This window comes from uncultured Flavobacterium sp., assembly GCF_963925415.1.
Classification (GTDB): Bacteria; Bacteroidota; Bacteroidia; order Flavobacteriales; family Flavobacteriaceae; genus Flavobacterium.
Window position 1 is genome coordinate 22,884 of the sequence record NZ_CAWUTS010000096.1, and the last position, 12,217, is coordinate 35,100.

Consider the following 12,217-nt stretch of genomic DNA (forward strand, 5'->3'; position numbering starts at 1 on the left):
TTTGTATATTTGCACCGGCAAGTCCTACACGACCAGCTCCTGCAGACTCCTCCAGGGTGGGAACGCAGCAAAGGTATGTGGTTGAGCGGTGCGATGTAGATCGCTTGCCATTTTTTTTAATTTGAATTCATTTTAGTTTTTTCCTTAATAAAAACCGCAGTATGTTTATACCTTTAAATAACTGTTTATGATATTCAATTTTTACCCTCTCTTTAATTTCAATTGCTATAATTTTTTACACAACTTTTAATTAACTTTGTAATCTAAAATAGAATTCAGTATATGCAAAAAGTTATTTTTATAACAGGTGCTTCATCCGGTATAGGTAAGTCTATAGGCGAATTTCTTCATCATAAAAACCATTTAGTTTATGGAACAAGTAGAAATCCATTAACAGTAAAAAACTCATTATTTCCATTGGTTTCTTTAGACGTAAGAGATTCAAAATCGATTGAAGATGCAATTGCACAGGTTTTAACTATTACTGGTAAAATAGATGTTGTAATCAATAATGCGGGTGTAGGAATTACAGGACCATTGGAAGAAATTCCACTAGAAGAAATTAAAAATAATTTTGACACAAATTTATTTGGACCTATTGGCGTTATGAAAGCAGTTTTGCCTCATATGCGCAAACAAAATAAGGGCTTAATAATCAACATAACATCTATAGCAGCATACATGGGTTTGCCATATAGAAGCGTGTATTCTTCTAGTAAAGGGGCTTTGGAATTAATTACTGAGGCGCTTCGAATGGAGGTAAAATCTTTTGGTATTCATATAACAAATGTAGCGCCAGGAGATTTTGCTACTAATATTGCTGCGGGTCGTTATCATGCCCCAGTTATTAAAGGTTCTGCATATGAAAAAACGTATGGAAGTACTTTAAATGAGATGAACTCTCATGTAGACTGTGGAAGCAATCCCAATGAAATGGCTGAAGCTATTTATAAAATAATGTATACCCCCAATCCTAAAATTCATTATAAAGTAGGTGCCTTTATGCAAAAATTTTCGATAGTTTTGAAGCGAATTTTGCCCGATAAATTATATGAAAAAATGTTAATGAATCACTTCAAATTATAGAAATAAAATAAAATAAAAAAAATAGTTTTGACATTTAAATTCATTTCTTATTTTTGTATAACTAGTCAAGTAACACCAATAAAATAATTACCTATGAAATTTTTTATCGACACAGCTAATTTAGCACAAATTAAAGAAGCACAAGAATTAGGCGTTTTAGATGGTGTAACCACTAATCCGTCTTTGATGGCTAAAGAAGGTATTACAGGTAAAGACAATATATTAAAACATTATGTTGCCATTTGCAATCTTGTGGATGGTGATGTAAGTGCAGAGGTAAATGCTATTGATTATGATGGTATGATAAGAGAAGGAGAAGAATTAGCCGAATTGCATTCGCAAATTGTTGTAAAGTTACCCATGACTAAAGAAGGAATTAAAGCGTGTAAGTATTTTTCAGATAGAGATGTAAAGACAAACGTTACGCTTATTTTTTCTGCGGGCCAAGCTTTGTTGGCAGCAAAAGCGGGAGCTACTTATTGCTCACCATTTTTAGGTCGTTTAGATGATATGTCAACGGATGGTTTAAACTTAATTGATGAAATTCGTCAAATTTATGACAACTATAATTTTGAAACCAAAATATTAGCAGCATCAATACGTCACACCATGCATATTGTAAATTGTGCAAAAATAGGTGCAGACGTAATGACGGGGCCTTTATCATCAATTTTAGGGTTGTTGAAACACCCTCTTACAGACATAGGATTGGCTCAATTTATTGCGGATTACGAAAAAGGTAATAAATAATTAAAGTGACCAACTTATATTTATGATTTATTTAAACCTTATCGATTAGTAATTACTCTAAATTTTTTTCAAAATTTACATCAAACAAATTCACAAATGCATTTTTGATGGTTCCATCTGCGTTTAGGATCATTGTTCTATGTATTTTATATACTATCCAATCTTTCTTTAGAATTTCAGAATCTGAGGCATGAATTTCCATAATATCTTTATGATCAATTTCGTTTAATTTCGACTTCCAATCTTCAAAATTGTCGTCAATATTTACTGCGATAAAGTTTACATTCGGATGTTTGTTTTTTAGATTTGCTACTTTTCGGTGTACTGCATTTAAATGTGATTGTAGCTTGGTATTGAAAAAGAAAATAACAGTTTGTTTTTTAATTAACTTATCTAATTCGACAACTTTATTGTTTTCATTGACAAATTTTTCTAAACTTAGTTTATTGCCAGCAGTTAATTTTTTAATTGTATTTTCAATTTTTATGACGTCATCTTGCATTTTTTTATCGGTCGAAAGTTCCAAAAAGCGCTTTATGAAAGTAGAGTTGTGAATCATATTCTGTTCTTTCATTAAATAGCTCAAGGCTAAACCGTTTAACACATTGTTTTTAATGGCATTATTTTTTATCAAAGTATCAGCAATATTTAATTTATTGATATTGTTTTCGAGAACAAATTCATCAATATTTCCTTTATTATCAGTAAATGTTATATTGTTTAGTAGCGAAGTTACATAATTAATAAAAGGGGAGTAATTGATAAAAGAAGGGTTGTTGAAATCTATATGTTTTCTATGCGAATAATAATTTAAAGGCAATTTACTAATTACATTTTCGCCAGTAATGTATTTATGAGCATATGGATACACTTCTTTTTTATAATAATGAGAAAAATTTAAACTGGCAAGAGCTAAACTATCAAAGCGGTCATTCCAATCTACTTTGGCCTTATACTTGTCATAAATTTTCTTTCGTATGGCAAAACTAGAGTCTATGTTTTTTATAAATTTATCAGATTTTCTAAAAAAAACATCATACATGTTTGAGCGATCTTTATCATTTGATAGATACATTTCCATCAAGTAATTGTTTTTTTCATCACCTTTTCCACAATAAACTATTGAATTATCAAAATCATTTGCATTGACAATAATCATTAAGCTATCATTTTTATCAAAATAAACATATTGATATTCGGGTTGATGTTTGAAAAGATACAATCCAGGTGTTAAAGAATCAAATTTATGTAAAAAACGATTTTTATTATCTAAAAACAAGGTGTCCAACAGCTTGTTGTTCTTCATAAATAAAACATAGTTTGATTGAGGATTGAGGATTTCACCACCAAAGTATGCAGAAAAATCGTCATCACTTTTATTTTTATTACAAGACAAAAAGGAGGTTAAACCAATAATTGTGATTATAAATGTTAATAAGGGTATTTTTTTTATCATTTATTTTATTATTTAAACAAATTTAGATTTTACATTTCAAAGCTCTTGTTAAAGCATAGTTAAATTAAACCTTTTTTTAATTCCAATTAAAAGCATAAAAATTAAGGCTTTACTGCTAATAACAATTCTCAATTTACTATTTTTGCAAAAAAATATAAGCATGTTAACAATTTCTAATTTATCAGTTCAATTTGGTAAACGCATATTATTTGACGAGGTAAACACCACTTTTACACAAGGCAATTGCTATGGTATTATTGGAGCTAATGGTGCAGGGAAATCTACTTTTATGAAGATTATTGCCGGAGAGATAGATCCAACTGCAGGTAGGGTTATTCTTGAACCCGGTAAACGTATGTCGGTTTTAAATCAAAATCACAATATGTTTGATGCTCATACTGTGCTTGAAACAGTTTTAATGGGCAACAAAGTTTTGCATAAAATCAAAACTGAAATGGATGCTTTGTATCTTGATTATAATGAAGAAAATGCTAATAGAATAGGCGAGTTGCAATTGAATTTTGATGAAATGAATGGTTGGAATGCAGAATCTGATGCAGGCTCAATGCTCTCTAATTTAGGTATCTCTGCTGATTATCATTATAATTTAATGGGTGAGTTAGAAGGTAAATTAAAAGTACGTGTGTTATTAGCCCAAGCTCTTTTTGGTAACCCCGATGTTTTGATAATGGATGAACCAACAAATGACTTGGATTTTGAAACTATTGGTTGGCTAGAAAATTTTTTAGCCAATTATGAAAACACTGTTTTAGTGGTTTCACATGACAGACACTTTTTAGATTCAGTTTGTACTCATATATCTGATATTGATTTTGGAAAAATAAACAATTATTCTGGAAACTATACTTTTTGGTATGAAAGCAGCCAATTAGCAGCCAAACAAAAAGCCCAACAAAACAAAAAAGCTGAAGAAAAGAAAGCTGAATTAGAAGAGTTTATACGTCGTTTTAGTGCCAATGTAGCCAAATCAAAGCAAGCTACTTCTCGTAAAAAAATGATTGATAAATTAAATTTAGATGAAATTAAACCTTCAAGCAGAAGATATCCTGCGATTATTTTTGATACCGAACGCGAGGCCGGAGACCAAATATTAAACGTACAAAATTTAAGCGCCTCTATTGAGGGTGAAGTTTTATTTAAAGATGTACATTTAAACATGGCAAAAGGAGACAAAGTAATAGTGTTTTCTAAAGATTCAAGAGCTACAAGTGCTTTTTACCAAATATTAAACGGAGCATTACAAGCAGAATCAGGAGAATTTGATTGGGGAATAACTACAAACCAGTCTTATCTGCCTGCCGAAAACCATCATTTTTTTGAAAGCGATTTAAATCTAGTAGATTGGCTGCGTCAATACGTAAAAACAGAAGAAGAACGAGATGAAGTTAACATAAGAGGTTTTCTAGGAAAAATGATTTTTTCTGGAGAAGAAGCTCTAAAAAAATGTAACGTATTATCTGGTGGAGAAAAAGTACGCTGTATGCTGTCTAGAATGATGATGATGCGTGCAAATGTTTTGATGCTTGACGAACCTACAAATCACTTGGATTTGGAGTCAATTACAGCATTCAATAACTCATTAAAAAACTTTAAAGGTTCTATTTTATTAACAACTCATGACCACGAATTTGCTCAAACCGTTGGAAATAGAATTTTAGAAATTACCCCAAAAGGAGTAATTGATCGATACATGACTTTTGATGAGTATTTAGACGATCCAAAAATAAAAGAACAAAGAGCCAAAATGTATGACTAACTAGGAATTGTAATGCCAAATCTTAGTTTTTATACCTTAGTATTTTTTATACCTTTTTCACATGAAACATTTAGCACTTTTACGAGGCATTAACGTGTCGGGCCACAACATGATAAAAATGGATCTGTTGAAAATTATTTTAGAGTCTATTCATTTGCAAAATGTTGAAACGTATATTCAATCGGGCAATATTTTTTTTGATTCAGAAGAAGAAAACCCACAACTTATAGGTTTCATAATTCAACAAGAAATTTTTAAACAATTGGGGTTTGATGTGCCTGTAATAGTATTAAATAAATCAGATTTAGTAAAATGCTTGACCCAAAACCCATTTTTCAATGAAAAAAATATCGATGTCAAAAAATTATACGTCGCTTTCATTTCAAAAGAATTAAATAATAATGCTTTAAATGATTTAAAGGTCAGCCAATTTAAACCAGATGTTGCTTATGTTGACGGCTGTAGAATTTATATGAAGCTTGAAACGGGTGCTGGAAACACAAGATTAACACAAAAATATATTGAAAAAAAATTAAACGTTTTTGCTACAAGCCGAAACTGGAATACTATTAATAAATTATTAGAAATGTATTAACACAAAAAATTAAAGCTTTTGTAAATCTTAAAGGCTAAATATTTAAAATCTAAATGTTTAAAATCATTTCAATTCTTAAACTCCATATATTAAACTAAAATTTATACATTTGCGCAATGGATGATTTCTCTCCTAAAGAAGGAATCTTATCTATCTTAAGGGTAGGTTGTTTTTAAAAACAAAACTAAAAACATTTAGATAAAAACATTCAATTATGTCAGTTTTAGAAAAAAATTCAGCAAAGCATATGATTGGTTTAGAAGACCAATTTGGTGCACACAATTACCATCCATTACCTGTAGTACTTGCTAAAGGAGATGGTGTTTATGTTTGGGATATTGATGGAAAAAAGTATTACGATTTTCTTTCAGCATATTCTGCAGTAAATCAAGGACATTGTCATCCTGCAATTGTAGGAGCAATGATTGAACAAGCAAAAACACTAACCTTAACATCTCGAGCCTTTTATAATGATAAATTAGGTGTGTACGAAAAGTATATTACAAATTATTTTGATTTTGACAAAGTTTTACCAATGAATACAGGTGCTGAGGCGGTTGAAACGGCTATCAAAATTTGTAGAAAATGGGCTTACGAAAAAAAGGGAATTCCCGAAAATGATGCTCAAATTATAGTTTGTGATAATAATTTTCATGGTAGAACAACGACAATTATTTCGTTTTCAAATGATGAAAATGCACGAAAGAATTTTGGTCCCTACACAGCTGGATTTATTAAAATACCTTATAATGATATTGAAGCTTTAGAAAAGGCTATTAAATCTTCTAAAAATATCGCAGGGTTTCTGGTAGAACCCATTCAAGGAGAAGCAGGTGTATATGTGCCAAGCACAGATTATTTAGCAAAAGCCCAACAACTTTGTAAAGCCAATAATGTATTATTTATTGCAGATGAAGTTCAAACCGGAATAGCCCGAACAGGTTCAATACTTGCAGTTTGTGGAAATTGTTCGTGCGAAAATTCGTGTGAAAAACAAGAAACTTACGTTCAGCCAGATGTTTTAATATTAGGAAAAGCATTATCAGGAGGCGTTTATCCTGTATCTGCAGTTTTGGCTAATAATGAAATAATGAATGTGATTAAGCCAGGCCAACACGGTTCAACTTTTGGAGGTAATCCTATTGCAGCTGCAGTTGCTATTGCTGCTCTTGATGTTGTAAAAGACGAAAAATTAATACAAAATGCCAGAACACTCGGAAATCTATTTAGAGCTAAATTAAACGAGTATATAAAAACAAGCACCGTTGTTAACCTTGTTAGGGGAAAAGGTTTGTTAAATGCAATAGTTATTGATGACACAGATGAAAGTGAAACCGCATGGAATATTTGTATAAAACTAGCTGAAAACGGATTGTTAGCAAAGCCTACTCATGGAAACATCATTCGTTTTGCGCCCCCTTTGGTAATGACAGAAGAACAATTGTTAGATTGTGTCTCGATTATTATAAATACTTTAAAAGAGTTTGAAAAATAAACACAACATATTATACAATAAAAAAGGCTTTCAATTTGAAAGCCTTTTTTATTTCGTTATCCTTTTTGTAAGTTCTTCATTATATCTTGTAATTTTTCAGGGTCATTTAAATTCTCAATACCAATATAGCGTACAATTGCAATAATATATATAATTGTAATAACACTTAAAATTAAGCCTATGATTGCCATAATTCTACCGGCCTTAAGGTTTCCGTAGTTGCTGTAGTTTTGAGGCTCTTCATTATATAAAGCCAAATCTTTTTGTGCGAGTACAATAGCAATTATTGAAAGGATTATTCCTATTATTCCATAGCACCAACAAAATAAAACAGATAATATTCCTAAGACTAACACTGCAGTTGCATTTGGTAATTTACGATTTTCCATAGTTTAATTATTTAATAATTTTTTAGTTTAATTGATATAAAAAACGCATTTTGTATGCGTATGCGATGATTAAAACCACTGCGTTTAAAATTGCTAATAGAACAATTGTTTTTAAATATTTTCGAGATTTATTTATAAAATGAAGTAATACAACACCAAAAAACAAAAGAGTAGTATATAGTGCGGGAAACATTTTAAAGGCTTCAACGAACTTGCCATTATACAAAAGCAGAAGGGAACGCTGCATGCCGCAGCCCATACATTCAATGCCAAAGATAGATTTATTCATGCAAGGAATCATATATTCTTCTATATTCATTTTATAACAGTAAGTAATTTTACAAATAAAAATTGTTATTATAGCTAATTTGTTTATTCTTTTTTACTTTTGATAAAGATATAAAATAATATTATTTATAAAAATAAAGTCATGTCAAATTTTCAAATAGGTGATAAGGTTTCGGTTTTAGATGAAGCGATTGATGGAGTAGTTGTTGGTGTAAATTTAGAACAAATCACCATTGAAACTGCCGATGGATTTCCGATGACATATTTTGTCAATGAAATTGTTAAAAACAACATATCCAATGAGTTAAAAGGATTTATCTCTTATGCAGCTATAAGTCAAGTAAAAATTGAAAAGCAAGAAGAAAAAAAGCGAAATTTTGTAAAAGATAAAAAATCAAAGAAAGAAATATTTACCTTAGAAGTAGATTTACACATCGAAAAATTAGTCCCTAATAAAAATGGATTAAGCAACTATGACATTTTAAACATCCAAATGGACACTGCAAAAAGACAAATGGATTTTGCTATTCGCAATCGAATACCAAAATTGGTTTTAATTCACGGTGTAGGCGAAGGTGTTTTAAAATCTGAATTAGACTTTCTATTGAACCGATATGAAAATATCAGAACTATTGAAGGCAACTATCAAAAGTATGGACAAGGTGCAACAGAAGTTTATTTTTTGCAAAAAAAGGAAAACTAATTAGATGTTTGATAGTTTCCAAATAAGTACTCTTCAAAGCTAAAAGAGTTATTTGCATTAGAAAAATTAATATTCAATAGTTTTATTGTAAACGTATAGCCTAGTAAATTAGTGTTTGTGGTATCAAATCTTTCAGATGTTGTAACTTGGAGTGTTCCGCCTGTTGCGCTCCATTCATTAGTCACTATTGGTGAGGCAGGTGCAATTGAATTGCAAATAAAAGTTTCTGGAAGATTATCGTCATAAATTCTATAAATTGCAGAGGTAGTTCCTGTAATATCATAGGTTTTTGTATACGGAAAAGTTGTTTGAGATGAATCATGAGTGTAAACTTCATCAGAAATATCAAGCAACAGTAATTCTTGGTCTTTTACTTTGTAAAGAAACGTTTTTGCTTCGTCATTGCATTTTGTAATAGTTGCGTCAGAAAAATTAAACGATTCTAAAGTAATTTCTCCATCATCACAAGAATTACATATAAAAACAATAAAAAATAAGAGAAACAACTTTTTCATAGGTATTAATTTTTAGCAAAAATAAGTTTAATCTTCCAATTTTAATTTTTTTTTTGATAATTTTTTAATATTAATAGTATTAAATTGAATTTAAAATTAAAAAATTCGATTATATTTGAAAACAAACTTAACCAAACTATTATTTATGAGTACACCAATAAAAACGAATCATCCCGCATTGTATACTTTAATTACTGTGTTTTTCTTTTGGGGTTTTATTGCTGCAGGAAACAGTATTTTTATACCGTTTTGTAAAAGTTATTTCTCTTTAGACCAATTTCAATCCCAATTAGTAGATTTTGCATTTTACACCGCTTACTATATTGGAGCTTTGTTATTGTTTGCGTTAGGAAATAATTCAGGCAAAGACATTGTTGGAAAATGGGGGTACAAAAAGAGTATTGTTTACGGACTTTTATTTTCTGCTATTGGTGCAGTAGCCATGATTATAGCTGTTGAAGCCAATTTGTATGCAGGAATGTTAGTTGGACTTTTTATTGTAGCACTAGGTTTTTCATTGCAACAAACAGCTGCCAATCCGTTCGCTATTTTATTAGGAGATCCTAAAACAGGAGCAAGTCGCGTTAATCTTGGTGGTGGAATCAATTCGTTTGGAACAACAATTGGTCCCATTGTAGTGGCACTAGCTTTGTTTGGAACTGCAGCCTCAGTAACAGATGAGCAAATTAAATTATTAGAACTAAATAAAGTAGTTATTTTATATGCTTGTGTGGGCTTGCTTTTTGTAGCAGCAGCAGCGTTATTTTATTTTTCTAAAAAAGTTCCAACAGGCATTTCTGAAGAACCTATTGAAAAAGCAAACAAGGCACTTAAAACATTAGTAGCAATGACTATTTTGTTAGCCGCTATGTTTACACCTGTTTTTCAAAGTTATAAAAGTGTAGGTGCGCTAAAAATTGTAGCATTAGAAACGCTTGTAAAAGAATCAACTTCAAAAATTAATATTGAAAAAATAAAAGATTTTACAGAAGATCAATTGGCTGTTTATAATGCAGAAATGGACGTTAACAAAAATGAAATTAAAGCCTTAAAAGCACCTTTAGAACAATATCGAATGAATTGGCTTTTAGGAGCATTAGCAGTAGTTATTGGGGGAATATTATTTTCATACTCTTCGGCTAAAAAGAATACAGAAGGCTGGGGTGCTATGCAATATCCTCAATTGGTATTAGGTATGTTAGCTATATTTACTTATGTTGGAGTTGAGGTTGCCATAGGAAGTAACTTAGGTGAGTTATTAAAGCTAAAAGACTTTGGAGGTTTAGAATCTTCAGATATTGCACCTTATGTTTCAATGTATTGGGGAAGTTTAATGATTGGGCGTTGGGCAGGTGCTATTAGCGTTTTTGAATTAAAAGGCATAAAAAAAACAATAGCTCTCATTGTAGTTCCTTTAATTGCTTTTGCAGTAATATTAGGTGTTAACATTATTTCAGGTAAAGATATGAAGCCTTTATATTATTATGTTTTTTGTGTGTTTATTCAAATTGGAGCTTTCTTTTTAAGTAAAGACAAACCTGCACGCACTTTAACTATTTTTGGAACATTTGGAATTATAGCTATGTTGATAGGGTTGTTTACCACTGGTACGGTTGCCATTTATGCTTTCTTAGCAGGTGGTTTAGCCTGTTCTATTATGTGGCCGTCAATTTTTAGTTTGTCTATTATTGGACTGGGAAAATATACATCGCAAGGTTCAGCATTTTTAGTAATGATGATTTTGGGTGGTGGCATTATTCCTCCTATACAAGGAAAATTATCGGATATTATTGGTATTCATCAATCCTATATTGTTGCGGTAGTATGTTTTGCTTATTTGACCTTATTTGCTGTTTTGGTAAAAGGAATTTTGAAAAAACAACATATTGATGTAGATGCTATTGAAGTAGAGGCAAGTCATTAATTCCAAATTCCAAATTCCAAATTCCTTTGGAATTTGGAATTTTATTTTTTTGAAGTTTTTTATAATGGTATATTTGTACAAATTTTTTAAATAATGTCAAAACAAATATATTTAGATAGTGCTGCCACTTCATCAGTACATCCTCAGGTTATACAGGTAATGGTTGAGGTTTTACAACAAGAATATGGAAACCCGTCTTCAACACATAGTTTTGGAAGAAGTTCTAAAACATTAGTTGAAACTTCTCGAAAAAGCATTGCTAAACAACTAAATTGTTCTGCTCAAGAAATTATTTTTACCAGTAATGGAACTGAAGCTACAAATTGGATTTTAACTTGTTTAGTAAAAACCCAACAAGTAAAACGTATTATCACTACAAAAATTGAACATCACGCAACTTTATATACTGTTTTAGCTCTTCAAAAAGAATTTGCAATACAAGTAGACTATGTGTCCATTTTACCTTCTGGTGCGATTGATATGAACCATTTTAAAGAATTATTAGAATTAGATATATCAACTTTAGTTTCCTTAATGCATGTTAATAATGAGATAGGAACAGTACTAGAGGTAGAAAAAGTAGGCGCTATGTGTCAAGATAAAAAAGCGTTTTTTTTCTGTGACACCGTGCAATCTATTGGAAAAACAACATTCGATTTAACAACATTACCTGTTGACTTTATAGTAGCAAGTGCTCATAAATTTCATGGGCCAAAAGGAGTAGGATTTGCCTTTATGCGAAAAAACACTAAAATTCAACCTTTATTATTTGGCGGGTCACAAGAAAAAGGCTTGCGTGCCGGAACCGAGGCTGTACATCAAATTGTAGGGATGTCAAAAGCATTTGATTTGTGTTATCAAAATTTAGAAGCGGATAAGAAACAGATCAGCGATTTAAAAGCCTATTGTTTAAGAGAGTTACTTTTAAATTTTCCTGATTTAAAAGTAAATGGATCGGACACTTTTTATAATATCATCAATGTATTATTGCCTTTTTCTCCAGAAAAAACAGCTATGATTTTATTTAATTTAGATATTAAAGGCATTGCGGTTTCTCGAGGGAGTGCTTGTCAAAGTGGAAGTGTAAAGCCATCTCATGTTTTGTCTGAAATTTTAAATGATGTGGATATTAAAAAACCATCCATTCGTATCTCTTTTTCTCATGACAATTGCAAGGCAGATATTGATGCTTTGATTGATGGTTTAAAAGGCATTTAATCTTTTATTACAAGGGTTTTT

The 12,217-nt window shown here is 30.7% G+C and carries 12 protein-coding genes and 1 other RNA gene; 9 read left to right on the forward strand and 4 right to left on the reverse strand.

Annotated elements, in window-relative coordinates:
• Nucleotides 1-15 precede the first annotated feature (15 nt).
• From ffs to fsa, 3 genes are all read left to right on the forward strand, one after another.
• Nucleotides 16-113: signal recognition particle sRNA small type (gene ffs / locus AABM47_RS07865), an RNA gene on the forward strand.
• A gap of 169 nt (nt 114-282) precedes the next feature.
• Nucleotides 283-1,086 carry an SDR family oxidoreductase gene (locus tag AABM47_RS07870; protein ID WP_338410380.1) on the forward strand — a complete coding sequence of 268 codons (804 nt, stop codon included), beginning with the start codon at nt 283-285 and terminating at the stop codon, nt 1,084-1,086.
• A 93-nt stretch (nt 1,087-1,179) separates the two neighbouring features.
• On the forward strand, nt 1,180-1,836 hold the full coding sequence (fsa, locus tag AABM47_RS07875; protein WP_338410381.1) for a fructose-6-phosphate aldolase: 657 nt from the start codon (nt 1,180-1,182) through the stop codon (nt 1,834-1,836).
• Nucleotides 1,837-1,888: 52 nt separating this feature from the next.
• Here fsa and AABM47_RS07880 read toward each other — a convergent pair whose 3' ends face one another.
• Nucleotides 1,889-3,292, reverse strand: a complete 1,404-nt coding sequence (locus tag AABM47_RS07880; protein WP_338410382.1) for a thioredoxin-like domain-containing protein — start codon at nt 3,290-3,292, stop codon at nt 1,889-1,891.
• A gap of 160 nt (nt 3,293-3,452) precedes the next feature.
• Between AABM47_RS07880 and AABM47_RS07885 the strand changes: the two genes are divergently transcribed.
• The 3 genes from AABM47_RS07885 (at nt 3,453) to rocD (ending at nt 7,159) form a co-directional block, all read left to right on the forward strand.
• On the forward strand, nt 3,453-5,069 hold the full coding sequence (locus AABM47_RS07885; protein WP_338410383.1) for an ATP-binding cassette domain-containing protein: 1,617 nt from the start codon (nt 3,453-3,455) through the stop codon (nt 5,067-5,069).
• A 61-nt stretch (nt 5,070-5,130) separates the two neighbouring features.
• Nucleotides 5,131-5,664 carry a DUF1697 domain-containing protein gene (locus AABM47_RS07890; RefSeq protein ID WP_338410384.1) on the forward strand — a complete coding sequence of 178 codons (534 nt, stop codon included), beginning with the start codon at nt 5,131-5,133 and terminating at the stop codon, nt 5,662-5,664.
• A 214-nt stretch (nt 5,665-5,878) separates the two neighbouring features.
• Nucleotides 5,879-7,159, forward strand: coding sequence for an ornithine--oxo-acid transaminase (gene rocD, locus AABM47_RS07895; protein ID WP_338410385.1), 1,281 nt, complete (start codon nt 5,879-5,881; stop codon nt 7,157-7,159).
• 56 nt (nt 7,160-7,215) lie between these two features.
• Here rocD and AABM47_RS07900 read toward each other — a convergent pair whose 3' ends face one another.
• Together AABM47_RS07900 and AABM47_RS07905 are read right to left on the reverse strand one after the other, a co-directional pair.
• Nucleotides 7,216-7,548 (reverse strand): CCC motif membrane protein, encoded by a 333-nt coding sequence (locus AABM47_RS07900; RefSeq protein WP_338410386.1) that lies wholly within the window; start codon nt 7,546-7,548, stop codon nt 7,216-7,218.
• 22 nt (nt 7,549-7,570) lie between these two features.
• A complete protein-coding gene (locus tag AABM47_RS07905) occupies nt 7,571-7,867 on the reverse strand; it encodes a DUF2752 domain-containing protein (protein ID WP_338410387.1) in 297 nt (98 codons plus the stop codon).
• A gap of 111 nt (nt 7,868-7,978) precedes the next feature.
• On the opposite strand from AABM47_RS07905, the gene AABM47_RS07910 reads away from it, so the two are divergent.
• Nucleotides 7,979-8,539: a Smr/MutS family protein gene (locus tag AABM47_RS07910; protein ID WP_338410388.1), complete on the forward strand. Its 561-nt coding sequence runs from the start codon at nt 7,979-7,981 to the stop codon at nt 8,537-8,539.
• Here the strand turns inward: AABM47_RS07910 and AABM47_RS07915 are convergent.
• Nucleotides 8,536-9,054 carry a hypothetical protein gene (locus AABM47_RS07915; protein ID WP_338410389.1) on the reverse strand — a complete coding sequence of 173 codons (519 nt, stop codon included), beginning with the start codon at nt 9,052-9,054 and terminating at the stop codon, nt 8,536-8,538. The two genes, AABM47_RS07910 and AABM47_RS07915, sit on opposite strands and share 4 nt — an antisense overlap.
• Nucleotides 9,055-9,199: 145 nt before the next feature.
• On the opposite strand from AABM47_RS07915, the gene AABM47_RS07920 reads away from it, so the two are divergent.
• Together AABM47_RS07920 and AABM47_RS07925 are read left to right on the forward strand one after the other, a co-directional pair.
• A complete protein-coding gene (locus tag AABM47_RS07920; protein WP_338410390.1) occupies nt 9,200-10,978 on the forward strand; it encodes an MFS transporter in 1,779 nt (592 codons plus the stop codon).
• A gap of 93 nt (nt 10,979-11,071) precedes the next feature.
• On the forward strand, nt 11,072-12,196 hold the full coding sequence (locus tag AABM47_RS07925) for a cysteine desulfurase family protein (RefSeq protein WP_338410391.1): 1,125 nt from the start codon (nt 11,072-11,074) through the stop codon (nt 12,194-12,196).
• The last annotated feature ends 21 nt before the right edge of the window (nt 12,197-12,217 follow it).